This window comes from Rhodococcus sp. MEB032 (assembly GCF_030208925.1).
In the GTDB taxonomy this organism is placed as follows: Bacteria; Actinomycetota; Actinomycetes; order Mycobacteriales; family Mycobacteriaceae; genus Rhodococcus_F; species Rhodococcus_F qingshengii.
Map to the genome: position 1 here is coordinate 38,925 of NZ_JARVSY010000030.1, position 25,024 is coordinate 63,948.

The 25,024-nt window shown below is 63.3% G+C and carries 20 protein-coding genes, 2 tRNA genes and 1 riboswitch; of the genes, 12 read left to right on the forward strand and 10 right to left on the reverse strand.

Annotation, left to right across the window (positions count from 1 at the left end; genetic code table 11):
* Nucleotides 1-42 precede the first annotated feature (42 nt).
* Nucleotides 43-1,332: an alpha/beta hydrolase gene (locus tag QRN54_RS26350; RefSeq protein WP_285183421.1), complete on the forward strand. Its 1,290-nt coding sequence runs from the start codon at nt 43-45 to the stop codon at nt 1,330-1,332.
* On the opposite strand, the gene QRN54_RS26355 is transcribed toward QRN54_RS26350, so the two are convergent.
* Both QRN54_RS26355 and QRN54_RS26360 read right to left on the reverse strand, forming a co-directional pair.
* The gene (locus tag QRN54_RS26355; protein WP_285183422.1) at nt 1,294-3,561 is read right to left on the reverse strand and encodes a DUF2254 family protein; all 2,268 of its coding nucleotides are present in this window, start codon (nt 3,559-3,561) and stop codon (nt 1,294-1,296) included. The genes QRN54_RS26350 and QRN54_RS26355 overlap by 39 nt on opposite strands.
* A gap of 4 nt (nt 3,562-3,565) precedes the next feature.
* Nucleotides 3,566-5,701, reverse strand: a complete 2,136-nt coding sequence (locus QRN54_RS26360; RefSeq protein ID WP_285183423.1) for a bifunctional lysylphosphatidylglycerol flippase/synthetase MprF — start codon at nt 5,699-5,701, stop codon at nt 3,566-3,568.
* 139 nt (nt 5,702-5,840) lie between these two features.
* On the opposite strand from QRN54_RS26360, the gene QRN54_RS26365 reads away from it, so the two are divergent.
* From QRN54_RS26365 to gcvP, 11 genes are all read left to right on the forward strand, one after another.
* Entirely contained in the window at nt 5,841-6,455 is a 615-nt protein-coding gene (locus tag QRN54_RS26365) for an NUDIX hydrolase (protein ID WP_285183424.1), read from the forward strand.
* Nucleotides 6,456-6,564: 109 nt separating this feature from the next.
* Entirely contained in the window at nt 6,565-7,164 is a 600-nt protein-coding gene (locus QRN54_RS26370; protein ID WP_285183425.1) for a CDP-alcohol phosphatidyltransferase family protein, read from the forward strand.
* A complete protein-coding gene (locus QRN54_RS26375; RefSeq protein WP_054187379.1) occupies nt 7,161-8,027 on the forward strand; it encodes a DUF881 domain-containing protein in 867 nt (288 codons plus the stop codon). Before QRN54_RS26370 ends, QRN54_RS26375 begins: the two co-directional genes overlap by 4 nt.
* A gap of 13 nt (nt 8,028-8,040) precedes the next feature.
* Nucleotides 8,041-8,391: a small basic family protein gene (locus tag QRN54_RS26380; protein WP_003946178.1), complete on the forward strand. Its 351-nt coding sequence runs from the start codon at nt 8,041-8,043 to the stop codon at nt 8,389-8,391.
* Between the two features lie 3 nt (nt 8,392-8,394).
* On the forward strand, nt 8,395-9,177 hold the full coding sequence (locus QRN54_RS26385; protein ID WP_075833253.1) for a DUF881 domain-containing protein: 783 nt from the start codon (nt 8,395-8,397) through the stop codon (nt 9,175-9,177).
* A gap of 45 nt (nt 9,178-9,222) precedes the next feature.
* Entirely contained in the window at nt 9,223-9,627 is a 405-nt protein-coding gene (gene gcvH, locus QRN54_RS26390; RefSeq protein WP_003946160.1) for a glycine cleavage system protein GcvH, read from the forward strand.
* Between the two features lie 211 nt (nt 9,628-9,838).
* Nucleotides 9,839-10,333 (forward strand): glycogen accumulation regulator GarA, encoded by a 495-nt coding sequence (gene garA / locus QRN54_RS26395; RefSeq protein WP_003946166.1) that lies wholly within the window; start codon nt 9,839-9,841, stop codon nt 10,331-10,333.
* Entirely contained in the window at nt 10,333-11,070 is a 738-nt protein-coding gene (gene ftsR, locus QRN54_RS26400; protein ID WP_003946161.1) for a transcriptional regulator FtsR, read from the forward strand. The genes garA and ftsR overlap by 1 nt, the downstream gene beginning before the upstream one ends.
* A gap of 93 nt (nt 11,071-11,163) precedes the next feature.
* Entirely contained in the window at nt 11,164-11,637 is a 474-nt protein-coding gene (locus QRN54_RS26405) for a bifunctional nuclease family protein (RefSeq protein ID WP_003946194.1), read from the forward strand.
* Nucleotides 11,638-11,969: 332 nt separating this feature from the next.
* Nucleotides 11,970-12,524, forward strand: a complete 555-nt coding sequence (locus QRN54_RS26410) for a MerR family transcriptional regulator (RefSeq protein WP_021344354.1) — start codon at nt 11,970-11,972, stop codon at nt 12,522-12,524.
* A 220-nt stretch (nt 12,525-12,744) separates the two neighbouring features.
* Nucleotides 12,745-12,873: riboswitch (glycine riboswitch) on the forward strand.
* Nucleotides 12,874-12,926: 53 nt separating this feature from the next.
* Nucleotides 12,927-15,785: an aminomethyl-transferring glycine dehydrogenase gene (gene gcvP, locus QRN54_RS26415; RefSeq protein ID WP_231783385.1), complete on the forward strand. Its 2,859-nt coding sequence runs from the start codon at nt 12,927-12,929 to the stop codon at nt 15,783-15,785.
* 22 nt (nt 15,786-15,807) lie between these two features.
* Here the strand turns inward: gcvP and QRN54_RS26420 are convergent, their stop codons facing one another.
* The 8 genes from QRN54_RS26420 to QRN54_RS26455 all read right to left on the reverse strand — a co-directional run bounded on the left by QRN54_RS26420 (nt 15,808) and on the right by QRN54_RS26455 (nt 25,012).
* Nucleotides 15,808-16,956 (reverse strand): metallophosphoesterase, encoded by a 1,149-nt coding sequence (locus QRN54_RS26420; protein ID WP_054187381.1) that lies wholly within the window; start codon nt 16,954-16,956, stop codon nt 15,808-15,810.
* Complete coding sequence (locus tag QRN54_RS26425) at nt 16,956-18,650, reverse strand: VWA domain-containing protein (protein WP_007732001.1); 1,695 nt, start codon at nt 18,648-18,650, stop codon at nt 16,956-16,958. Before QRN54_RS26425 ends, QRN54_RS26420 begins: the two co-directional genes overlap by 1 nt.
* 159 nt (nt 18,651-18,809) lie before the next feature.
* On the reverse strand, nt 18,810-20,993 hold the full coding sequence (locus tag QRN54_RS26430; protein WP_058038817.1) for a malate synthase G: 2,184 nt from the start codon (nt 20,991-20,993) through the stop codon (nt 18,810-18,812).
* Between the two features lie 152 nt (nt 20,994-21,145).
* The gene (locus QRN54_RS26435) at nt 21,146-22,396 is read right to left on the reverse strand and encodes a saccharopine dehydrogenase family protein (protein WP_042451005.1); all 1,251 of its coding nucleotides are present in this window, start codon (nt 22,394-22,396) and stop codon (nt 21,146-21,148) included.
* A 44-nt stretch (nt 22,397-22,440) separates the two neighbouring features.
* Nucleotides 22,441-22,872 carry a universal stress protein gene (locus QRN54_RS26440; RefSeq protein ID WP_003946198.1) on the reverse strand — a complete coding sequence of 144 codons (432 nt, stop codon included), beginning with the start codon at nt 22,870-22,872 and terminating at the stop codon, nt 22,441-22,443.
* A 156-nt stretch (nt 22,873-23,028) separates the two neighbouring features.
* Nucleotides 23,029-24,570: an SDR family NAD(P)-dependent oxidoreductase gene (locus QRN54_RS26445; RefSeq protein WP_074447104.1), complete on the reverse strand. Its 1,542-nt coding sequence runs from the start codon at nt 24,568-24,570 to the stop codon at nt 23,029-23,031.
* 108 nt (nt 24,571-24,678) lie between these two features.
* Nucleotides 24,679-24,764: transfer RNA gene (locus QRN54_RS26450), tRNA-Leu, on the reverse strand.
* A gap of 162 nt (nt 24,765-24,926) precedes the next feature.
* Nucleotides 24,927-25,012: transfer RNA gene (locus QRN54_RS26455), tRNA-Leu, on the reverse strand.
* Nucleotides 25,013-25,024: the final 12 nt, after the last annotated feature.

Below are 25,024 nucleotides of genomic sequence, written 5' to 3' on the forward strand. Positions count from 1 at the left end.
GTTCTTGGATATTGTCTAAACAGGGCTGCGACAGGAGACGACGTGCACACGATCACGGATCTGTCGCTGGTCACGGGCCCGGTTCCGCCCGTGGTGACGGTGCTCGGAATTCTGGCACTTCTCTGGCTGATCTTCTCGAGATCGAGGCGTCACGTGCTGATCTCGATTCCGGTCTGCATCGTCGCGGCAATCGCGATCACTCTCGTGCTGTACTGGCTGATCGAGAAGGTGTGGCACCCGTTCCCCGATCCGATTGCCCGTCCGGTCTACGTGTGGATCGGGTTGGGCATTCTCGGCGTGCTGCTGGGTGGCTCGCGGGTATTTGCGGCGACGCGGATCGACGGTCGCGTGCTCACCGTGGTCTCGGTGCTCCTGGTGGTCGTGTCGAGCGCGGCTCACGTGAATCTGCAGTTCCAGTCGTATCCGACGTTGGGAACAGCGCTGGGACTCTCGGACGCGGAGAAGGTTTCACTCGCCGACCTGGACGACGGCAAGGACGGGGCGGTACCGGTTTCGCAATGGAAGGCTCCCGCGGACATGCCGTCGGCGGGCAAGGTCAGCACGGTCACGATTGCGGGGACGGTCTCCGGATTCAGCGTCCGCGACGCCGAGATCTACCTACCGCCCGCGTATTTCACCAACCCGCGACCGGAGTTGCCCGTGTTGGTCCTGCTTGCCGGCCAACCAGGCGCGCCCGAGGACTGGCTACAGGGCGGACGTCTCGTCCAGACCATGGACACCTACGCCGCTGCGCATTCGGGCTTGGCTCCCGTTGTCGTCGTTGCTGACGGGACCGGGTCGGAACTGGCGAATCCGCTCTGCGTCGATTCTCAACTCGGGAACGTCGCAACGTACCTTTCGCGCGATGTTCCCGACTGGGTGCGCGGGAACCTCCAGGTGGATCCCGACCCGAGGAAGTGGGCGATCGGGGGACTTTCCTACGGCGGTACCTGCGCGTTCCAGATGGCAACGAACTTCCCCGCGGTGTATCCGACGTTCCTGGATCTGTCCGGTCAGATCGAACCCACACTCGGCGATCGCAAGCAGACGGTCGATGCAGCGTTCGGCGGCAATGACGCCGCGTTCGTGGCAGTGAATCCGCAGGATCTGCTCCGGGAGAAGAAGTTCCCCGACAGCGCCGGGGTGTTCGTGGTCGGCAAACAGGACAACGACTACCGCCCAGGTCTTCAAACGCTCTACGAAGCCGCAAAGGCCGCAGGGATGGACGTCCAGTACGCCGAGGTCGACGGAGGGCACAGCTTCCAGGTGTGGTCGGCTGGATTGGCGAGTCAATTAGGTTGGCTGGGAACGCGACTCGGTCTGCCCGGATGAACGATCGTCCGGAAGTTCCGAAGACCCGATGATCAGCGGGTGAATTCTTCCGGTCGCCCCGGCTTCGGAGCCCAATCCCTGCGGATCCGCCACACTCGCGAGCCGAAGGTCGAGTGCGCCGGTCCATTCTCGGGTCAATTGCGCATCGAGTGCGTCGACGCGCTCGAGTAGCGGAGGGTGCTGGTCCGGCGGGCAGGCTTCGAGCAAGGTCGCGAATACCGCGCGCAGACGACGCTGGACCTGCGCGGAATTGGTACTGAAGTGCCGGATCTCGTCGGTGGCGACGGACACGTAATCGGTCCAGGTGCGTTGCTGCCCTCTGATCAGCGTGAGATCCGAGGTTGACGTGTCGAAGCGGACCCGCGGGGCGAGAAGTACCAGAAGATCTTCGATGTGGTCGAGAGCCTGGACGGCTCGGCCCGGGTCGTTGATGGCGGGTGACAGTGCCTTGAGCGCGATGTCCACGATCGACTGAAGCGCTGCACCGGGGCTGACGACCGGGCTGTGCGTGTCACCGAAGATCAAGCACGACATCAAAGTGTCCGGGCGTACCTTCAGCGACGGTCCGCGTACCTCGAAGAGGGGCGCGTTCTGGGCGACGAACTCGCCGATGCTGGGGACGACCTCGACCGAGACGTCCCAGCGGCCGGCCAACCGCTGCAGGCGTGCGAGATCGATCGCCAGCAGAATCCGGCCGTCGGGTGAGAGGTGGCGCAGGCGAATCACCAGTGCGTCGGCGCTCTCGGAGGTTTCGGACTCGTGCGGTTGGTGGAGGGGAAGTGGCTGACTGGGTTTCGGTGCGCCCGAGGGTAAGTCCTCGTACAGCGGATAGGCACGAATCGTCGCGCTCCGGCCCTGGGCCGCTATCCAACGCAGCAACCGACTGGAATTGAGAATCGACCCGGCCTTCGCCACCAACGCGATGAACAGGATCGCACTGGCCAATGCCAGAAGCAGTGCGATCGCCGTGGAGATGGTCGGTGAGGAATTCTCCGAATCGAGCGCCAGATCGAGCGCAATGATCAAGGAGAAGACGAACGTGGCCAGAAACATGCCGATCGACCACCGCATCACCCGCTGCTGCGCGAGCATCGGGACCACCCGCACCGAAATCTGCGAGGCGCCGAACTGCATTGCGAGGGTGATGGCGGTGAACACCAGACCGGTGAGAGTGATCATCCCGCCGGCGATGACGCTGAGCAGCGTCGCGGTGGCCCCGGCGTCGACGCCCTCGGAAATGGTACCGACGTCGCCGTCGCTGACCAGGTCTCCGTCGATCCCGACGAGGATGTTCGCGGTGACGACGGACAGGACGACGAGGATCACCGGGAGACGCCAGACGGGGACTGTTCGTAATCGTCGGCGAGTTCGACGCCAGCGAATTCTGTCCGAGAGCCGCCGCGACAATCCGACCTTCGACGTGGGGGTTGTGGTGTCGACGACGGGGAGCGGTGGTGGGGGCGGGGGAGTGGAACCGAAACTTCCCGACACCGTTTCCTGAACGTAGATCTTCGCGTGGATCATCGGCTCGCGATAACGCTGTTCACGGGCCACTGCCCGGCTCATCTTCGCCGGCTTGTCGCGGTAACGCGAGCGCGCCCACGGGGCACCCGGGCGACTCAACCGAATTGCTCCGATCAACAGAAGTGGGGTGAAGAACAGCCCGATCAAGCCGGTCCAGAGTTTGCCCTTCATCAACGTGATCACGGCGAGTCCGAGTTGGATGACGATCGCGACGACAACGCCGATCAACGTCGCCAGGCTACGGTCCTGCTCGTACGGGTCGAACTCTCCCGCGAACCCGATCGGGTGGACCCCGAGAAGGAAAAGGAACGAGATCGCGATGGCAACGAACACCGCGTCGATGGACGAGCGACCCTCCTCGGCCCAGTAGACATCGCGCAGATGCAACACGAGCGCGTACTCGTCGAGGACCAACGCGCTGCCGATACCGAACACCGACGCGAGAACACAATTGGCGATCGGGGTGTGATAGTCGGCCAGAGCGATGAAGGCGAAGCCGGACACGAGCATCATCATCAAACCGAAAACCATGTGGTGGATGTGCATTCCACCGGGCGTGACATTGCCTGGCCACCACGAGACCTCGGCCCGGATCATCCGGACGCTGAAGCGGATGAACAGGAACGTCAGGACAAAGGCGAGTAGGAGGAAGAACAGCGGGAGCCTGCCGGTGTCGACGACCGTGTGCTCGAACCAGGACCGCACGGCGTCAACTCTTGCTGGTGGCGAGCTTGATCAGCTGAGGAGCCGTTGCGTCGGGCAGGTAGGCACGCGTCAGTGCGATTCCGATCCGAGGCAGGTCGGCCTCGTCGCGGAAACACAGGAAAACGGGTTCGTACCTCGGCTTGAACTTCTTCTTGAACGCGTGAAGAGACCGGAAGCCGTAGAGCGGTTCCATCGCGGCTCCGAGCATGTCCAGCAGGCGGTCCATCGATGCGGCGTCGGCGCCGTCGTCGCTGCGGGCGAGCGGTGCTCCGGACAGTGAGACGAATTGGGCACCTTGTTCTTTGAACTCGAGGGCCGACGATGCGATGAGGAACTCGACCACCGGACGGAACCCGTCGGGACGTCGACGCATGACGTCGAGTGTCCAACCCCGAACCACGCCGCCTTCGCCGTACACCGGCAACCACGAGGTGACGCCGTGAATGCTTCCGGTCGGGTCGACGGCCAAGCCGACCCGGACGTCGCGGTCGAGCGCCTCCTCGACGCTTCCGAGGGTGAACCCCATCTCGGGTAGCCCCTTGTCGCCCACCCATTCCTCGGAGATGGCGCGCACCTGAGCCAATACGGAGAACGGCTCGTCGGCCAATGTTGTCATCCGGAAGGTGATGTCGTCCTTCTTGGCCTTGTTGAGCGCCGAGCGGATGTCCTGCCAGGATTTACCGGTGAACTGCAGTTCTGGTAGGTCGACGATCGTGTCTTCGGCGACCTGAACGGTGCGCCAGCCACGCCGGGTGGCGGCGTCGGCTGTCTCCTTCCCCACGGAGAACAAGCAGGGAGTGAGGCCGTTGGCTTCGGACATCGTCGTGAATTCGTCGACCGCTGCGGCAAGTCGGTCGGGGCTCGCTATCGGATCGGCCAGGACCACGACGACACCGACATGCCGTTGGAATGCAACGACGCTCTCACCCGACTCGCCGAAGTAGTAACTGTTGCCGTCCCACGTCGTCATCCACGACATGGTTCCGCCGCCGTGTCGTTTGAGTAGTTCCCGAGCGGCGGCGCGCGGATCGTTCCCGGACAACGGCCCGCCTCGAATCTTGCGCCGCATCGGTACGTGAAAAGCGTGGCGGCCCTTGATCAACAAGATGAGTTCGAGAAGCCAGAGCAGCGCGGTACCGACCGTGACGGCGCCGGCGCTCTCGTAGTCGAAGAAGATGACCGAGACGAGGACGAGGGCGGTGGCCAAAACCGTCAGTGAACCGAACACCACGGCAACCCACCAGGCCCAGCGGCGACCTCGTCGCAACTGGTCCGCGATCAGGGCAACGATGACCACGTCGATCAATGCCGTCCAGCCCGAACCGGTTTCGGCTTCCGTCGGCCCGAACGGTCCGCTTCCGGGGAACAGCCAGACGGCGATCTCGACCACGCCGATCAGGAGCAGGCCGATGAATCCGAGCAGGCGGATCTCGCGTCGCGTTCGGGGGATGAACCCGCGCTCTCCGTCGCCGAAGAACTTCTCGCCCACCGGCAGGAATATCGCGACCGCGATGAGGTGCTGCACGTCGGCGAGGCGGCCTTCGAAGAGGAACGCGATCGCAATGTACGCGCACAGAATGGCGCGCACTCGCATTCGCCAGGGCGAGCGGAGTGTTGCCGTGGTCGCGGCGAGTGCGGCGATGATTGCGGTGGTCACGCCGACGTCGCGGTGGGTGGCGAGGTTGCGAGCCCAATCCCAGTCGGTGTGGCTGCCCGCCCCGAGGAGGAGCGATGCACCGAGTTCGCCCGCCAACTGACCGCTGATCGTGACGATGGCCGCGTTCTTGGTTCCCAGGCGCCATTCGCACCAGCCGACCGCGAAGGCAAAAACGACGATGATCGAAACATACTGACCCGGCGTCAATCCGAAGAACCACCCCGTGACGAGAGTCCACCACTTGCCTTCCTGCAAGGCAGGAACTCCGTAGGCGATGTCGTTGAACCACGAATAGGTACGGACGTGATTCCACAGGGCGCCGGTCGCGATCCCGACGACGGTGATGGTGAGCACGACGCTCGCGGTGAACGGCACACGCCGCAGGACGCTCAGCGTGTCGGAAGCAAAGCGAGAGGCCCGATTCGACGCGCCCGGCGCGCCCTGGTCGGTCTGCGGGGTGGGGGTCTGGGACTGCTCAGCCATCGAGGTTCTCTTCTCGCCATGCCGCACGGTGGATTCTGCCTGTTCAGCATGACAGGAATACAGACCGATAATCAGGCGAAGCGGCCAAAATGGACCAGACTGGCTGAGGGTCTCAGTCTCGTGGCGCTACTGTCGAGCCATGGTGAACGGAGATTTACTGAATCGGGACCACGTGGTCGCCTCACTTGCCGCTTTCGAACCTCGGTCGGTCGAATTGGACGGAAGGCGCTCGGCGTCGGTGGTCATCGTCGTCATGCGGACAGCGGACGGAACACCAGTGTTCCCGGTGACGAAGCGGCCGAGCAAGATGCGCGCCCACCCCGGTCAATTCGCGTTGCCGGGCGGAAGCGTCGACCCGGGCGAGTCGTCCGAACAGGCAGCGGTTCGGGAACTTTCCGAGGAGCTGGGTGTCGACGTTCCCGAGTCGAAGATCATCGGCCAGCTCGACGACTACGTCACTCGTTCGGGATTCGTGATCCGGCCGTTCGTCATGTGGTCGGGCGAGGACATCGGGGGACTGGTACCCAATCCCGACGAGGTGGCCCAGGTGTATGCCGTCACGTCGGAGGAGCTCGACGTGGACTCGCGCTTCGTCACCATCGAGGAGTCAGCGAACCCGGTGATCCAATGGCCGTTCCGAACGAGCCTGATCCATGCGCCGACCGGAGCCGTCATCTATCAGTTCCGCGAAGTGCTGAACGGACGGCACACGCGCATCGACAAGCTCGAGCAGCCGGTGTTCGCCTGGAGATAAGGGCAGCTCGACACGCTCGGGACAGTTCAGGCTACGGCGCCTCGGCGAATAGTCCGTCGTGCTGTGGAAAGCTGGCCGCACGGCAATCGAACGACGCGAGGTGTGTGCAGTGAACTCTGGCGAACAAGAACCGATCCCCACGGACCGGATTCTCACTGTTCCCAACGTGCTCAGTATCGTGCGTCTACTCGCTCTGCCGCTGTTCGCCTACCTGCTGCTCGTCACGCACTCGGACGGCTGGGCATTGGCGCTGCTGATGCTCAGCGGGTTCACCGACTGGCTCGACGGCAAGCTGGCCAGAGTGCTCGGACAGACCTCGCGTCTGGGAGCGCTTCTCGACCCGCTGGTCGATCGTCTGTACGTCGTGACGACACTGGTCACCTTCGTCGCCCGCGATTTCATTCCCTGGTGGGTCGCAGCGATACTCATCGGCCGTGATCTTCTGCTTGCGTTGACGCTGCCGATCTACCGCAGGCGTGGCCTGCCACCGCCCGAGGTGGTTTATCTCGGCAAGGCTGCGACCTTCCTACTGATGTTCGCTCTGCCGTTGATTCTTGCCGGGCACGGAGACTGGGCCATCGGACCGTTCACCCATGCCTTCGGTTTCGCTTTCCTGATCTGGGGAACCGTCCTGTACGTGTGGACTGCCGCGATCTACGCGCTCAAGGCCGTTGACGTTGCGCGAACCCACGAGGTCGTGCCCCGATGAAGTCGACCGGGGAGGACGTCCGTCGTAACCCGGTACCGTCGCTGCTTCGGTCACTCATGACCGAACATCTCGACCCGGGCTACGAGGCAACTGCATTCGAACGCCAGCACGAGCACACCAAGAACAGATCCTCGAAGACGGGGCCGTGGCTGGCCCTCGGCGCACTGTTGATCGGGTTCATCGTCACGGTCTCGGCTGTTCAGGCGACGAAGCAGGTGACCGGCACCGAAGAGGTTCGAAGCGAGTTGGTGGCGAAGGTCCGTGATGCGGAGGATCGAATCGATTCACTGGCCGCGTCCCGCGATTCACTCGGCGGAGCCGTCGACGCCGCGCGCGGCGTGGTGCTCGAAGGCGATGCACGCGGCAGCGCCGTCCTCGACCAACTGCGAGCGGTCGAATCCGGCGCAGGAGCCGAAGCTGTTCACGGGGAGGGACTGGTGGTGACGTTGACCGACCCGGCCGGACGCCCGAACCTCTCGGATGCGTCGCAACGGAGTGTCGGCGGTAAGACAGTTGTCCTCGATCGCGATCTGCAGACCGTCGTAAACGCCCTGTGGGCTGGGGGAGCGGAGGCGATCGCCGTCGGCGGCGTGCGAATCGGGCCGACGGTGACCATTCGTCAGGCGGGCGGCGCGATGCTCGTCGACAACCAACCTGTTTTCTCCCCGTACCTCGTCGAGGCGATCGGAGACACGCGAGCACTGCAGCGGAAATTCGTCGTCAGCGACGCCTACGTGAGAATGTCTAGCGTCTCGCAACTGTACGGAGTCGGTTTCGCGGTGGCCGAAGACGATTCGTTGACTCTGCCGCCTGCGGCGCCTCGCGCCGTCCGAGTGGCAACAGAACCCACAGAACCCAAGTGACAGAAGGAGTTCGATGAAGGCCGGTTCCGCCCTGTACGGACTCGCAGCACTGGTCGTCGGCATCGTCCTGGGCGTAGTTTTCAGCCCGCAGGTGCCCGACGTGATCCAGCCCTATCTTCCGATCGCTGTCGTTGCGGCGCTCGACGCCGTCTTCGGTGGACTACGCGCGTATCTGGACGAAATCTTCGACGCGAAGGTGTTCGTGGTTTCCTTCGTCTTCAACGTGCTCGTCGCGTCGTTGATCGTCTGGCTCGGTGATCAGTTGGGTGTCGGTACTCAACTCTCGACGGCGATCGTCGTCGTGTTGGGTATCCGGATCTTCGGCAACGCAGCGGCATTGCGACGCCGACTGTTCGGAGCGTGAGTCATGGCGGAACATTCCACGACCGAACCGGAAGAAGAACCTCCCGTCATCACTGCGGGTGAAGGTCGTCACGAGTTGCGTTCACCGTCCAAACACCGCACCAACGTCGTCTTCGCAATCCTCGCTGCTGTGCTGTTGGGCGTGCTCGGCGTTGCGATTGCCACACAGGTACGCAGCACAGTGGCCGGAGATTCACTCGACGCCGCGCGCCCTGCCGACCTCCTGGTGGTTCTCGACAATTTGAATCGGCGCGAAGCCGCGCTGAGGCAGGAAGTCGCGAATCTTCAGGAATCGCTTGCCACTTTGGAAGCCGGTGGCAACACGGGAGCAGCGCTGGACGAGGCGCGGGCGCGGCTGACCTCACTCTCCATTCAAGTGGGGACCGCTCCGGCCATTGGACCGGGTGTGACGATGACCCTGACAGATCCGGCGGGCGGCGTCGGATCGGAAGTGATTCTCGATCTCATCCAGGAACTGCGTGCTGCCGGTGCCGAAGCCATCTCGATCGCAGGTGCGAACGGCGAACCCATTCGTATCGGCGTGAACTCGTGGGTGAGTGGGCGCGGCGGCGAGATCGAATTGGACGGAACCCGGATCGAGCAGCCGTACACTGTGACCGCGATCGGAGATCCGCCGACATTGGCGGCAGCGTTGAACATTCCCGGAGGCGTCTTCGACAATGTCGCACGCAATGGCGGAACGTCGTCCGTCGAGCAATCGCAGCAGGTCACGATCTCCGTCTTGCGACAATTGAATCCGCGCCAATACGCTCAACCCGGAAATTGATCTTTTTGCGTCCGACTTTCGGACGGCCTGTGAAAGGAAGCCACTGTGAGTGAGCTCGATACACCTACCGATCTGCGCTACACCGCGGAGCACGAGTGGGTGAAGCGAACCGGCCCGACCTCAGTTCGAGTCGGTATCACCGACTTTGCTCAGTCGCAGCTCGGTGACGTCGTGTTCGTCCAGCTTCCCGCTGTCGACGAAGACGTGACCGCCGGTGAATCGCTCGGTGAGGTCGAGTCGACCAAGAGCGTCTCCGACATCTTTGCTCCGTTCACTGCGAAAGTTCTTGCAGCGAACGGTGAATTGGACGGACAGCCCGACCTCGTCAACACCGACCCGTACGACACGGGTTGGTTGGTCGAACTCGAGGTTGCCGACGAGGCCACACTCGACGCCGCACTCGCGGCAACTCTGGACGCGGAGGCATACAAGGGACTCACGTCCGAGTAGAAAACCTGCGCGTGGACCGGCCAACTCGTGTTGTGTCGCGGCCTGTCTCGCTGCACACGGCGGTCTGCGCAGGGTACGGTCGTTAGGTACGCATGTGCCGAGTCGGGGCGCAGGGCCGTATCGAACGTGACTGTGAAAGATGCTCGTGAAGAAAGTGCACTGCGTAGTCCAGTGATTCATGATCTGGATGATTGACCCAGGAGGAGAAACAGTGAGCGAGAACGGTAACGACGCGGGCTATGGGGAGTCGCCGGCGGAGACCACTTCGGTTTTCCGCGCGGACTTCCTCAATGAGCTCGACAACACCTCCTCTGCAGCACCGGCCGCCGAGCAGCCGGTTTCGGGCGTGGAAGGCCTTCCCGCCGGAGCCGCACTTCTGGTGGTCAAGCGGGGACCGAATGCAGGATCCCGCTTCTTGCTCGATCAGCCGACGACGTCGGCAGGTCGGCACCCGGACAGCGACATCTTCCTCGACGACGTGACCGTCAGCCGTCGTCACGCCGAGTTCCGTCAGGAAGATGCAGATTTCCACGTCGTCGACGTCGGAAGCCTCAACGGCACCTACGTCAACCGTGAGCCTGTCGATTCGGCAGTTCTCGCGAATGGTGACGAGGTTCAGATCGGCAAGTTCCGTCTGGTGTTCCTCACCGGCCCTCGTGCCGGCGGTTCGCAGGTCGGCGAGTCGTCAGCAGGTGCGGGTAGCTAATGACGGCAGTGCGGCAGCAGAGCCAGCCCGGAATGTCGATTGGTTCCGTGCTGGATCGGTTGCGTCCAGATTTTCCCGACGTGACGATTTCGAAGATCCGTTTCCTCGAGTCCGAGGGCTTGATCAGCCCGCAACGGACACCGTCGGGATACCGCAGATTCTCTGTCGAGGACTGCGAGCGTCTTCGCTTCGTGCTGACCGCTCAACGCGATCAGTACCTGCCGCTCAAAGTGATCAAAGAACAACTCGAAGCGATCGACAGTGGCGCAGCGACGGTGAGTGCAGAAGTTCCTGCGCCTCGTCGTGCTCGCGTCCTGTCGATCGCTACGGGCGATGTCTCACCCGAGGCGTTCCGGGTCGATCGCGAAGTTCGAGTCGGTCGTCAGGATCTTCTCGCGCGCGCCGACATCGACGATCGGTTTCTGACCGATCTGATCCGCACCGGTTTGGTCGTTCCCGGCGCGGCGGGCTTCTTCGACGAGGATGCCGTGACGTTGGCGCGCACCGCTAAGGCGATGTCCGAGTACGGCTTGGAGGTGCGCCATCTGCGCGCGTTCAAGTTGGCTGCTGATCGCGAAGCGGGACTGGTGACTCAGATCGCCGGACCGGTTGCCAAGGGTCGTGACGCCGGAGCACGTGATCGTGCCGAGGAAATGGTGCGGGAGCTGGCCGCTCTGTCACTGACTTTGCACACGTGTCTGGTCAAATCGGCAGTTCGGGGAAGTCTCGATCGCTGAGTTCCTCGATCAGCGGGGCACACTCGAATAGAATTTCAGTACGACCGCATCGGAGTCGGTCGGCTGGATCACGTCAGGTTGGAGGCAAGCTCGATGGGCGAAATGCGTGTGATCGGAGTTCGTGTCGAGCAGCCTCAGAATCAGCCGGTCCTGTTGCTGCGAGAGTCCGACGGCGATCGGTACCTGCCGATCTGGATCGGGCAAACCGAAGCTACCGCGATTGTTCTCGAACAACAGGGAGTCGAGCCGGCGCGGCCGCTGACTCACGACCTGATCAAGATCTTGATCGAATCTTTCGGTCGGAGCCTCAAGGAAGTTCGGATCGTGGACCTGCAAGAGGGCACTTTCTACGCGGATCTCGTCTTCGACGAGCAGACCACTGTCTCGGCACGTCCGTCGGACTCGATTGCATTGGCCCTGCGCATCGGCGTTCCGATCTTCGCGTCGGAGGCTGTTCTCGCCGAGGCCGGTCTGGTCATTCCCGACGAGCGCGAAGACGAGGTCGAGAAGTTCAAGGAATTCCTCGACACCATCTCGCCGGACGATTTCAAAGCCACTGATGGTTAGCCTGAATTGACTGGTTGCGGACTTTAGTCTTCAACTCTCAAGTAGAGGTTGAGTCTCGGTCGGCGTGTTGCGTTGACCATGCACCCTCCTGGACTTACCGTTGCGTGCGGTGGAGATCTTCTCGCCTTGTCGATCGAGGCGTACTCTGGGTAAGTCCACTCATGGAATTACCTGCCTTGGATTCACATCTGAAAGTTCGGTCGGCACGGGATTCTCGTGACTGCTGATAGCACAGGTTGGTTACATGATGGCGAAGCGAGAGGGAGACGGCAGTGGAAGAACAGTCGAATGAGCGCGGGACGGGCATAGCCGGTAGTGCCGCGACTGCAGAAATGTCTTCCGAAGAGCTGCAGCCGGGCTTGTTCCCGGACGATTCCATCCCCGACGACCTCGTCGGATATCGAGTACCCAGTGCGTGCCAGATCGCCGGGATCACGTACCGCCAACTCGACTACTGGGCACGGACGTCGTTGGTTGTTCCGTCGATCCGTGGCGCTGCCGGATCCGGAAGCCAACGTCTGTACTCCTTCAAGGACATTCTCGTTCTGAAGATCGTGAAGCGTCTGCTCGATACCGGCATCTCACTGCAGAACATCCGCGTTGCCGTCGATCACCTCCGTAAGCGTGGCGTCCGCGATCTTGCCAACATCACTCTGTTCTCCGACGGCACCACCGTGTACGAATGCACGTCCCCCGAAGAGGTCGTCGACCTCCTCCAGGGTGGGCAGGGCGTATTCGGCATCGCAGTCAGTGGCGCGATGCGTGAACTCACCGGAACGATCGCCGACTTCCCCGCCGAGCGGGCCGACGGCGGCGAAAGTGATCCCAACCCGGAAGACGAGTTGGCTTCGCGACGCAAGAATCGCGCCAGCCGCAAAACCGGATAACGTACGTCACATCTCTTTGGAGGATGCCACGGTGCAGGTAGGCGTTTCGGTCAACTAGACTGGGCCTGCGTCGCCGGCGTACGGGAGAGCCTCGGATACCGATTCACCGAACTTGTCTTTGTTTCAGTCTTTGTCTCAAAGGTCAGTCGTGAGCGGGATCAGGGCGCCGAAGGAGCAATACCTCCCCGTCAATCTCTCAGGCACCAAGGACCGTACGGGCTCCGACGCCTCTGGAAAGCGGTGGGACAACCCACCCGCCGACGGGGAAAGGCTGTGGCTTCCGCCTTCGGCGGATCACTACCGAATCTCTCAGGCGCTCGGGAATCGAGCATGCGACAGAGGGGGAGGAACACACCGCAGTTCGGTGTGTGTCCTGATCCTCCGATCTGTCTGGGAGTTGTCGTGATCGACGCTGCAAGCCGTATATTTGCCGACCGCCATGTCGGTCCGAACGCCGCGGAACTCGCGCGCATCCTCGAACTCGTCGGGGTCGATTCACTCGACGAACTGGCAACCAAGGCCGTTCCCTCCGTCATCCTCGACGCTGCCCCGAACGGCATCGCTGCCGGACTCGACGCTCTGCCGCTTCCGGTCGGAGAGCACGAGGCACTTGCCGAACTGACTGCACTCGCAGCCCAGAACACCGTCGCGACGTCGATGATCGGCCTCGGCTACTTCGACACGTTGACGCCGCCGGTGTTGTTGCGCAACATCATCGAGAACCCGGCCTGGTACACCGCGTACACCCCGTATCAGCCGGAGATCAGCCAGGGCCGTCTCGAAGCCCTCCTCAACTTCCAGACCATGGTCGCCGATCTCTCCGGCATGGAACTGGCAAACTCGTCGATGCTCGACGAGGCCACCGCCGCTGCCGAAGCCATGACGCTCCTGCGCCGCGCGAACCGCAGCAAGTCCCCACGATTTGTCGTCGACGCCGATCTCTACCCGCAGACCCTCGCCGTCATCGAGACTCGCGCCGAGCCGCTCGGCATCGAGATCGTCTCTGCGGACCTCACCGCTGGTCTTCCGGAAGGTGACTTCTTCGGCGTCATCGCCCAGATCCCAGGTGCCTCGGGACGAGTCGTCGATTACACCTCGATCATCGCGGAAGCTCACGAGCGCGGCGCACTGGTTGCCGTCGGCGCAGACCTCCTCGCGATGACGCTCATCACCTCACCCGGTGAGCTCGGCGCGGATGCGTGCTTCGGAACCACCCAGCGTTTCGGTGTTCCCATGGGATACGGCGGACCGCACGCCGGTTACCTGGCCGTGCACTCCAAGCATGCGCGTCAGCTGCCCGGCCGCTTGGTCGGCGTCTCCATCGACGCCGACGGAGACAAGGCATACCGCCTGGCGCTGCAGACACGTGAGCAGCACATTCGCCGCGAGAAGGCGACGTCCAACATCTGTACCGCTCAGGTGCTCCTCGCCATCCTCGCTGCGATGTACGCGAGCTACCACGGCGCCGAGGGACTCAAGGCGATTGCGTTGCGCGTCGCTGCCCGCGCACACGCGTTGGCAAACGGCCTGCGCGAAGGCGGCGTGACCGTCGTCCACGATTCGTTCTTCGACACCGTGCTCGCTCAGGTTCCGGGCAAGGCGGCCGACGTCGTCGCTGCGGCCAAGGAATCCGGGATCAACCTGCGTCTGGTCGACGCCGATCATGTCGGTATCTCCTGCGACGAGGCCACGACCGCCGACCACGTCCTTGCCGTGCTCGACGCGTTCGGGATCGAGGATGCTGTTGTCGCCATCGAAGCCGAGGGCAATTCAGTTCCGGCTGCTCAGGAGCGCACCTCCGACTACCTGCAGCACGAAGCCTTCACCCGTTACCGTACGGAAACGGCAATGCTTCGCTACCTGCGCGCGCTGTCCGACAAGGACATCGCCCTCGATCGCAGCATGATCCCGCTGGGTTCGTGCACCATGAAGCTCAATGCGACCGCCGAGATGGAATCCATCACCTGGCCCGCGTTCAACGCGATCCATCCGTTCGCGCCGACATCGGATGCGCCCGGTCTGCTGAAGATCATCAAGGATCTCGAAGACTGGCTGGTCGCGGTCACCGGCTACGACAACGTCAGCCTGCAACCCAACGCCGGCAGCCAGGGGGAATACGCGGGCCTGCTCGCGATCCGCAACTACCACCTCAGCCGGGGCGACGACCACCGCGACACCTGCCTCATTCCGTCGAGTGCTCACGGCACCAACGCGGCTTCTGCCGTCATGGCCGGGATGCGCGTCGAGGTTGTCGCCTGCCGTCCCAACGGTGACGTCGACGTCGACGATCTGCGCGCGAAGATCGCCGATCACGCCGAGCGTCTCGCCGCGATCATGATCACCTACCCTTCAACACACGGTGTCTACGAGCACGAGATCTCCGACATCTGTGCAGCGGTACACGACGCCGGTGGCCAGGTGTACGTCGACGGCGCCAACCTCAATGCGCTTGTCGGCCTTGCCCGTCCGGGCCGATTCGGCGGCGACGTCAGCCACCTGAATCTGCACAAGACCTTCTGCATCCCGCACGGCGGCGGCGGACCCGGCGTCGGCCCGATCGGTGTGCGCTCACACTTGACGCCGTTTTTGCCCGGACACCCGATGGCCCCCGAACTCGGTGGTGGAGGAACGATCTCGGCAGCGCCGTACGGCAGTGCGTCCATTCTGCCCATCACCTGGACCTACATCCGGATGATGGGTGCTGCGGGCCTGCGCCGCGCCAGCCTGACCGCCATCGCGTCGGCCAACTACATCGCGCGTCGACTCGACGAGTACTTCCCGGTTCTCTACACCGGCGAGAACGGCATGGTCGCGCACGAGTGCATCCTCGACCTCCGTGGGTTGACCAAGGACACCGGCGTCACCGTCGACGACGTCGCAAAGCGTCTGGCCGACTACGGTTTCCATGCACCGACCATGAGCTTCCCCGTGGTCGGCACACTGATGGTCGAGCCCACCGAGAGCGAGAACCTCGAAGAGATCGACGAGTTCTGCGAGGCGATGATCGCCATTCGCGGCGAAATCGATCGCGTCGGCGCCGGCGAGTGGACGGTGGAGGACAACCCGCTACGCGGTGCTCCCCACACTGCCGGAAGCATTGCAGCGCAGTGGGATCACCCGTACTCGCGTGAGATCGCCGTCTTCCCGCGTGGCAAGGCCCGCCCGAAGGTGTGGCCGTCCGTGCGTCGTATCGACGGTGCACATGGCGACCGCAACCTGGTCTGCTCCTGCCCGCCGATCGAAGCGTTCGCAGGCAACTAAGGCGTGTGCCCGCCGGAGATCATCACCTCTCGTGTACGAGTTCGAGAACAGTGATCTCCGGCGGGGCGCCGACGCGTACCGGCGGACCCCAAGCCCCGGCGCCACGCGTCGTGTACAGCACTGTGTTTCCGACCCTGTCCAAGCCTTGCACCGAAGGCTGCTGCAGCGGAACGAGATACCGCAGCGGCCACATCTGACCGCCGTGAGTGTGCCCGGACAGTTGCAGATCGATACCCATCTCGGATGCCTCGATCGCTTGACGCGGTTCGTGCGCGAGAAGCAAGGCGAAAGTATTCGGATCGCGACCTGCGAGCGCGGCAGTCAGGTTCGGCTCGTACGGGGCCGGCGACGTGTAGTCGTGGATGCCCACGATGTCGATGGTATCGCCGCCATGCTGGATCGAGGTGCGGCTGTTGCGAAGTGTGGTGATCCCCAATGTCTCCCACACGTCGAGCCATTTGCCGCCGTCGTCGGCGTAGAACTCGTGGTTTCCGCTGACTCCGAAGATTCCGTCGGGCGCCCGAAGATCGGCGAGCGGAGCAAGATCGGGAGCAACTTTCGCGACGGTTCCGTCCACGAGGTCGCCGCCGATCGCGATCAGATCGACATTCTGCGAGTTCACGATATCGACCACCTTGCGGGTGAAGTCGACCCCGCGGGCCGGTCCCACGTGCAGGTCGGTGATCAAGGCGATCCGGTATCCGTTGAAGCCCTCAGGTAGGCGAGCGAGCGGCACGCGGACGCGGGAAATCTTGGGGCCCGACGCCTCGTAGACGCCGTAGCCGGCGGTGCCGATCGCCGCGAGAGTGACTGCTGCCGTAGCCAACTGCAACGTACGACGCTTGGCTGGGTCGACTTCGGTCGTGGTATCCGTGTGGCGTGCACGTAGTCGACCGATCCCGGCGAACAGGCCGATCACGAGCAGTCCGGGAATCAGATACAGCCACGAAGCCAGCCAGACCCATCCGACAAATCCGATCGGTCGCGCCCACGATGTCGGAAAGACTTCGCCGCTGCCGACCCCGATGAGCGTCGAGACCGCCAAGACGACAAGCGCAGTGTCGGCGAGACGAGCCCATCGCCTCGGGATGCCGGTGGCGCGAACGAGTCGGCGATGCAGGAACCAGGTCAGAAGGGCGAGAAGGACTGCAAAAACCGCGACGCGCCCCATCAGGACAGCATCTTGGTCACTGCGGCCGCGAGAGCGGGGTCGGACGTCGAATCGACCCGAACCAATGTGCCGCCCGTCCGATCCGAGACGTCTTGGAGTGTGGAGACGTCGTCGCCCGCACCGACGACGATCACGTCGACCTGTACCGGACGCGACGGATTGCCCGCAGCGGCGATCGCGCTGAGCAGTTCGGCTCGCGTCGTGGTGGATTCGTCAGGCGTACTCGAGGTGATCAGCAGCACCGAGTTGACTCGCCCCGCGTCGAAACCGTCCACGGCGGCTTTGTAGGAGCTGGCAAGCGCCGGGTACTTGGAGGTCTTTCCGCCGGCCCGAAGCCCGTTGAGGAAATCGGTGATCGTGGCACGCCGATTCGGCTCGGACAGTGAACCGCCCGGAACCAGGATGCGCTCGGACGGTTTTCCGTCGGTGCCCGTGCTGAACTCGCGAAGGCCGATGTCCGAAGCGTCAGGGCTGCGACCCAATTGGGTATTCACCGCCGAGGCAACGTTCGCCAAGCGGGTAGTGCCACCGTCGTCGGTACCCATCGACGCCGACGTGTCCATCAGGATGGTGGCACTACGCGGCGAGACCGGGTTGGCGACTATGTCACCGAGCGCCGCTGCGGTCTCCGCCGAAGCCGGTTTCAACGTGGACGAGATCTTGGCCGGGGACACCGCCCCGAGATCGGGAAGGTCTTGGCCCTCGACCCGGAAACCGGCGCCGACGAACAACTGTGACTGATTCGGCTCACGCATGAAATCGGCAAACTGTGCCGCTGCGCGCGACGCGGTTTCGTCGATCCCGCTGCCCGAGACGATGACCGCCGGATAGTCCGCGACTGGCGTTGCGCCGGCGGGGGAGTACGTCGTCATCGCCGCGTTCGCGCTCTGCGCTATCGACTGTTCCGTGGCCGGAACGGCTTTCACCGAATCCGGTGTTCCGGCGCTCAGTGCTCCGAGGGCTTCGGCGGTGGACGAGGGGGGAGTCGGCAAGGATTGGAACTGCAACGCCCGTGCACTGAGCGCAGCGTTGACCTGAGCGGACTTCGCCTGATCCGTCGTGACCGGACCGGCACCCGCATCGGCGACGTCGGCAGCGATCGCCTGTGCAGCCATCGAGGTTTCGGTACTTCCGACCGGCAGGGCGACCGTCAGATCGGAAGGCAAAGACTTCCAACTCGATGCTGCGCCGGCCAATGCTGCCGCGGTCTCGGGACCGGCTGCCAGAACGATCGGGGAACTCGCGAGCGAGCGAGGATCACCGTTGATCACGGCCTTGCCCGACAGTGGCGCGAGTTCGAACGAACTCGTCGGGATCCACAGGGAGGGACGCGGTCCCAATGCTGCGTCGTCCCAGGGGGCCGCCGGACCGGCTTCGAGTGCCGTCGAGACCGACGCGGACGGCGCACCGTGCACCACGACGGCGATGCAGTGATCACGCACCACCGGCGAGGTCTGGGTGTACCGCTTCGCCAGTTCCTCGACCTGTGGGGCTATGGACGGATCCGCGGTGACGTCGAGTGTCTTGTTGCCCTCGACGCACGTACCGGCTGCCTGCTGTCCCTGATCGTCGATCCGGTTGCTGAGGGCCTTCCATCCGAAGAAGCCTGCCACGATCAAGACGATCAGCACGACGACGAGAATCGGCCCCTTACTGATACCTCTGGCGCCTGACCCGCCGCGATGTTCGCCCACGTACCTTGCCCTACCTTGGTCACTCGAAGAATGTCTGTTGAACGGACTGTGTCCTCGGCCAGTCTAGTGACGAAACTTCGGGGCCTACGCGAACAGCCTCGACACCGGGAGCGGTGCCGAGGCTGTTCGGGTTCAGCTTCGAGTTCGAAGAAGGTGAAATCAGGCGTTGGCGGCCTTGTACTCGCGGCGGCGGCGATGCAGGATCGGCTCCGTGTATCCGCTGGGCTGCTTCGCGCCTTCGAGGATGAGTTCCTTGGCAGCCTGGAACGCGATGTTGGAATCGAAATCAGGTGCCATGTTGCGGTACTCGGCGTCGCCCTCGTTCTGACGGTCGACAACCGGGGCCATGCGCTCGAGTGCACTGACAACGTCGCTCTCGCTGACGATGCCGTGACGCAGCCAGTTGGCGAGCAGCTGGCTCGAGATGCGCAGCGTGGCGCGATCCTCCATGAGCGCGACATCGTGGATGTCGGGAACCTTGGAGCAGCCGACGCCCGCGTCGATCCAACGGACCACGTAGCCGAGGATGGACTGGCAGTTGTTGTCGAGCTCTTCCTTCTTCTCCGCGTCCGTCCAGTCGGTGCTGGGAGCGAGCGGGATGGTCAGGATGTCGTCGACGCTCGCGCGAGGCTTGCCCTTCAGGCTGTCCTGAACTGCGAATACGTCGACGCGGTGGTAGTGCGTCGCGTGCAGCGTTGCGCCGGTCGGCGAAGGTACCCATGCGGTGTTGGCGCCGGCCTTGGGGTGACCGATCTTCTGCTCGAGCATGTCTGCCATCAGCTCGGTCATGGCCCACATGCCCTTGCCGATCTGCGCCTTGCCCTGCAGGCCGCAGGCCAGTCCGGTGTCGACGTTCCAGTCCTCGTACGCACCGATCCACTTCTGCTTCTTCATCTCGGCCTTGCGCACCATCGCGCCGGCTTCCATGGAGGTGTGGATCTCGTCGCCGGTGCGGTCGAGGAAGCCGGTGTTGATGAACACGACGCGGTCGACGGCTTCCTTGATGCAGGCGGCGAGGTTGACCGTCGTACGACGCTCCTCGTCCATGATGCCGACCTTGAGCGTGTTCTCCGGAAGCCCGAGGACCTGCTCGACACGGCCGAACAGTTCGGTGGTGAAGGCAACTTCCTCGGGACCGTGCTGCTTGGGCTTGACGATGTAGATCGAGCCGGTGCGGCTGTTGTCGAGCGGTCCGTTGGCGTCACTGATCGAGAGGCCGTGCACTGCACAGGCACTGGTGATCAAGGCGTCGAGGATGCCCTCGGGGACCTCGTTGCCGTCGGCGTCGAGGATCGCGGGGTTGGTCATGAGGTGACCGACGTTGCGGACGAACAGGAGCGAACGACCGTGCAGGCTGAGTTCGCTGCCGTCGACTGCGGTGTACTTACGGTCGCCGTTGAGCGTGCGGGTGAAGGACTTGGCGCCCTTCTTGATCTCCTCGGACAGGTCACCGCGGTTGAGACCCAACCAGTTTCGGTAGCCGACAACCTTGTCGTCGGCGTCGACAGCGGCGACCGAGTCCTCGAAGTCCATGATCGTGGTGACGGCGGATTCGAGAACGACGTCCTTGACGCCGGCGGCGTCGGTGCTGCCGATCGGGGACGAGGCGTCGATCTGGATCTCGGCGTGCAATCCGTTGTTGAGCAGCAGGATGCTCGTCGGTGCGTCCTTCTCGCCGAGGTAGCCGACGAGCTTCTCCGGCTGGGCGAGCGTGGTGACAGTACCGTCTGCCAACGTGATCTTCAGTTCACTGCCGTCGACAACGTACTTGGTTGAATCTGCATGCGATCCCGACGCGAGAGGTGCTGCCGCATCGAGGAATTCACGCGCCCAGGCGATGACTTTGTCGCCGCGGACCTTGTTGTAGCCGGAACCCTTCTCGGCGCCGTTCTCCTCGGAGATGGCGTTGGTGCCGTACAGCGCGTCGTACAACGAACCCCAGCGGGCGTTGGACGCGTTGAGTGCGAAGCGCGCGTTGAGGATCGGCACGACCAACTGCGGGCCGGCCGTCGAGGTGATCTCGGTGTCGACGTTCGCGGTGGTGACCGAGAACTCGGCAGGCGTCGGCAGGAGGTAGCCGATTTCCTGCAGGAACGCCTTGTACGCGGCGGCGTCGATGGGAGCGCCGGCGTGATCGCGATGCCACTGATCGATCTGAGCCTGCAGATCGTCACGCTTGGCAAGCAAGTCGCGGTTCTTCGGTGCGAGCTCGGTGATGACCTTGTCGGCGCCGGCCCAGAACGTTTCGGCGTCTACACCGGTGCCGGGAAGAGCCTCCTCGACCACGAAGTCGTAGAGAACCTTGGCAACCTGAAGACTGCCGACCTGAACGCGCTCAGTCATGAATAGCCTCACTTTTCCGAAAGCGGAGCATCACATATGGATGCCATGAACCAACATCAATGTTACCTGGGAGTATTCCCACCGCTGTCCGCGCCCTGAGCTGCGATAATCGGGCGCGAAGAGCTGAAACGATCAAGTGAAATTCGTTCTGTCTAGAGTTTGCGCGCGGAAATCTCGAAACCAGCCGCGCGTAGACGCTCGACCAGGACGTCGCCGAGCGCTGTCGCTGGAGTCAAAACGCCGGTGGCCGGGGGAAGAGCCTTTTGGTCCTTCGCCAACGACAACGCAGATTCGCCGAGCATTACCGCCGTCGCGCTGTATCCCGGGTCGCCCTTCGCCTTCACTCGTGATGTGTATCGGGCGCCGGTCGTGGTCGTGGTGAACACGTCGAGCGTGAAGTGGCCCTTCTTCTGGGTGCTCTCGCTCGGACCTTCACCGGGAGCCGGCAAGACCTTGTCGAGAAGGAAACGTGTCGGAGGTAGAGCGAGTCCGGCGACCAGCGCGCCGAGGCCGACCGCCACGCCGCCCGCAATCACCGGTGACACCACCGATGAGCCGACGCTCATCACCTCGCTGTACTTGAACTTCTTGCCGTACGCCCACTCTCGGAGCGCATTGCTGCGACGGACGACTCGTGTGTTGTACGACGCCATCACGAACGGCGCTTTCCACCCCTTCAACGACGGATCGATCTTCTTGCCGTCGATTACGCTCACGTCGCTCTGGCGTCCGAGTTCGGGCTCCCGATCACGATCGGGGCTCAGCGAGTACGGCGAGGCAGCAAGTTTCCGCAGGCGCGCATCGTCTTTCGACACGTCGATTTGGTTGCGAAGCGAATCGATGGTGCCACCGCTCACGCCGCCGCGCAGGGCCGTGACCACCAGGGTGGTGTCGGTGAGCTCGCCGGCGCCGTCGGCGGCGACCTTCTCGTGCAGGACGTGAACTCCGAGATCGGAAGGGATGGAATCGAATCCGCAGGAATGGACGATCTTGGCACCGGTCGAGACCGCCAGCTCATGGTTGTCGTCGATGCTCTCGCGGTGGAACAGCACCTCACCGGTCAGGTCGACGTAATGAGTTCCGGCGGAGGCGCATTCGTGAACAAGGGCGTGGCCGTACTTGGCATACGGGCCGACCGTGGTGGCGACGACCCGGGTTCGCTGGGCGAGTGCCTTCAGTGCGGTGGCGTCGTCGGCGTCGGCGATGATCAAGGGGAGATCGGCAGCGGCAGTACCCAGATCGGCGCGAGTGGCTGCCAACTTTTCGAGGGAGCGGCCACCGAGGCCGATCTTCGTGCCTTCGGGAGCATGTTTGACGAGGTAGTCGGCGAGAAGCTTACCGACGAAGCCGCTCGCTCCGTAGACGATGATGTCGAGTTCTCGGGCGGGCGAGGTTCCAGTCATGGAGCCAGCCTACAAACGAGTAGTCGAAAGTGATGTGACCGCGGTCACTCGGCGGGGAGGGGCTCCTTGACGACGAGGATCGGAGCCTCGACTTCGAGCAACAGGCGTTGCAGCGGGCGTTCGAGGAGGAACTTGCCGATGGGGGACATCCGGCGTGTTCCGACGATCAGGAGATCGACACCCGCGTCGTGGACCAGGTCGACGAGTGCGGTAACCGGATCGCCGTCGTGCTCGGTGGTGCGCAGATCCCACTTCGTCTCCGAGAATCCACCGGCGTCGAGCGCTGACTGGATCTCGCCGCGAAGAGCGGCCCTATCGTCCTCGGTGTCTCCGAGGTTGACCGTGCCTCCGATGTTGACGTCGTCCAGGACGTGCAGAACCAGCAGTTCCTCGCTTCGACCCACGGATTCCCGTGCAGCGGCCACGATTGCGGCACGGCCTTCCGGGCTGTCCTTGTGTACGACGGCGATCGTCATGGTTCCTCCGAGTCGGTGAGCAGTGTCGGCTCCATTATCGCCTGCAATGCTGTGCTCTACCTGAAATGAGCTACTCGACACGGGGGTTTGGGGGTGACGAGATCGCCACATCGGGGCGGCTGGGTGCTGCCCATCACGAATGCGGCGTGCTGCCGATCACCACGGCGAAGGTTTGTAATCCTTGAGGAAGCAGCCGTGCAGGTCGACGCCCAGTTCACCCTGAACGATGGGGTCGTAGACGCGGGCGGCACCGTCGACGAGGTCGAGTGGTGCGTGAAAACCTTCGTCGGCCAACCGCATCTTGGTGAAGTGCGGGCGTTCGTCGGTGATCCAACCGGTGTCGACGGCGGTCATGAGGATGCCGTCGTCGAGCATTTCCTTGGAGCTGGTGCGGGTCAGCATGTTCAGTGCTGCCTTGGCCATGTTGGTGTGCGGGTGGCCAGGGCCCTTGTACGCGCGGCTGAACTGGCCTTCCATGGCGGAAACGTTCACGACGTACTTGCGTCGTGCAGCGGCCGCGGCCATCGACGGGCGCAAGCGCGAAACGAGGATGAAGGGCGCGACCGAGTTGCAGAGCTGGACTTCGAGAAGCTCGATCGGATCGACCTCCTCGACGGTCTGGACCCAACTGTTGGTGTGCGCGAGGTCCGGCAGCAGCCCGCCGGCGTCGATGGCGATGCCTTGCTCGATGCGATCGGGTGAAGCCGACTTGGCGACGAGTGCGAGTGAACTGACCGCGTCGGCGGACAGATTTCCGGAGGTGATGCTTGCGACATCCGACAGCGATCCGGCCAGAGCCGCGGGGTGAGCGTCGCTCGTCTTGCCGAAGGTCAGGACATCAGGCAGTTCACCGGCGGGCAGCGCTCCGGACTCGGCGTCGACCAGAGCGCCGTAGGCACCGGGGGAGCGTCGGACGGTTTGCGCGGCGTTGTTGATGAGGATGTCGAGTGGACCCTGTGCGGCAACGGAATCCGCGAGTGCAACAACCTGGGCGGGGTCGCGGAGGTCGATGCCGACGATGCGCAGACGGTGAATCCAGTCGTTGCTGTCTTCCATCGCTTTGAATCGGCGGATCGCGTCGTTGGGGAATCGCGTCGTGATGGTCAGATGTGCGCCGTCACGCAGCAGGCGCAACGCGATGTACATGCCGATCTTCGCGCGGCCGCCGGTCAGAAGTGCGCGTCGGCCGGTGAGATCAGTGCTGGCATCACGTTTGCTGCGGCTGGTGGCAGCGCAATCGGGGCACAGTTGGTGGTAGAAGGCGTCGACTGCGGTGTAGCGCTGCTTGCAGATGTAGCACGGCCGCGCCTTGATGAGCGTTCCGGCGGAGGCGCCGGCGGTGTTCGACTTGATCGGAATGCCTGCGGTCTCGTCGTCGATGCGATCCGGTGAACCGGTGGCAGTCGCAGCGACTACTTGGCGGTCGGCTTCGTTGACGGCTGCGCGCGAGGCGAGGCGACGCTTCTTCTTGAGCCGCTTGAACAGATGGCCGACAGCGCGCTGCATGGTGATCGAATCGGGATGCTCGTCGTCGAGTTCGGCGGCTTCGGAAAGGACCTTCAGGCAGATTTCGAGTTCCGCGGGGTCGAGGCCGGTGAGTTCGGCTCGAGCAGATTCTGAATCGGCTGTTTCCAGCGAATCTGCCTGCAGTGCATCCGACTTCTTGGTGTCTGTATCCACTTCGAACTTCTGTTCCATCTCGATCGCCGCTCGCGCGGACTGTTCCCTGGTGCGGGAACTTCGCCAATTACGAGAAAAGCTCCGGTTCGATGAACCGGAGCTTTTCCTGTCTGTCTCAACACAGAGTGTCCGAGGGGGGACTTGAACCCCCACGTCCGTTAATAGGACACTAGCACCTCAAGCTAGCGCGTCTGCCATTCCGCCACTCGGACTCGGCCCCGATTTCTCGGTGCTGGGAAAGAGTATCCGATGCCATCCCCAGGTCCCAAATCGCCCCACTGCTGTGCGCCTTTTTTAACCGCCGGGGGTTAATAAAGGCGCACAGCAGAAAGACCCCAGCCTGATCAGGCTGGGGTCTTTCTGCTGTATTCGAGTGTCCGAGGGGGGACTTGAACCCCCACGTCCGTTAATAGGACACTAGCACCTCAAGCTAGCGCGTCTGCCATTCCGCCACTCGGACTCGGCCCCGATT

Excerpts from the sequence above, each read along its gene's own strand:
- QRN54_RS26360 (WP_285183423.1), bottom strand. The coding sequence starts at position 5,701 with ATGGCTGAGCAGTCCCAGACCCCCACCCCGCAGACCGACCAGGGCGCG.
- QRN54_RS26365 (WP_285183424.1), top strand. The coding sequence starts at position 5,841 with ATGGTGAACGGAGATTTACTGAATCGGGACCACGTGGTCGCCTCACTT.
- QRN54_RS26375 (WP_054187379.1), top strand. The coding sequence starts at position 7,161 with ATGAAGTCGACCGGGGAGGACGTCCGTCGTAACCCGGTACCGTCGCTG.
- QRN54_RS26380 (WP_003946178.1), top strand. The coding sequence starts at position 8,041 with ATGAAGGCCGGTTCCGCCCTGTACGGACTCGCAGCACTGGTCGTCGGC.
- QRN54_RS26385 (WP_075833253.1), top strand. The coding sequence starts at position 8,395 with ATGGCGGAACATTCCACGACCGAACCGGAAGAAGAACCTCCCGTCATC.
- ftsR (WP_003946161.1), top strand. The coding sequence starts at position 10,333 with ATGACGGCAGTGCGGCAGCAGAGCCAGCCCGGAATGTCGATTGGTTCC.
- QRN54_RS26405 (WP_003946194.1), top strand. The coding sequence starts at position 11,164 with ATGGGCGAAATGCGTGTGATCGGAGTTCGTGTCGAGCAGCCTCAGAAT.
- QRN54_RS26410 (WP_021344354.1), top strand. The coding sequence starts at position 11,970 with ATGTCTTCCGAAGAGCTGCAGCCGGGCTTGTTCCCGGACGATTCCATC.
- QRN54_RS26420 (WP_054187381.1), bottom strand. The coding sequence starts at position 16,956 with ATGGGGCGCGTCGCGGTTTTTGCAGTCCTTCTCGCCCTTCTGACCTGG.
- QRN54_RS26430 (WP_058038817.1), bottom strand. The coding sequence starts at position 20,993 with ATGACTGAGCGCGTTCAGGTCGGCAGTCTTCAGGTTGCCAAGGTTCTC.
- QRN54_RS26435 (WP_042451005.1), bottom strand. The coding sequence starts at position 22,396 with ATGACTGGAACCTCGCCCGCCCGAGAACTCGACATCATCGTCTACGGA.
- QRN54_RS26440 (WP_003946198.1), bottom strand. The coding sequence starts at position 22,872 with ATGACGATCGCCGTCGTACACAAGGACAGCCCGGAAGGCCGTGCCGCA.
- QRN54_RS26445 (WP_074447104.1), bottom strand. The coding sequence starts at position 24,570 with ATGGAACAGAAGTTCGAAGTGGATACAGACACCAAGAAGTCGGATGCA.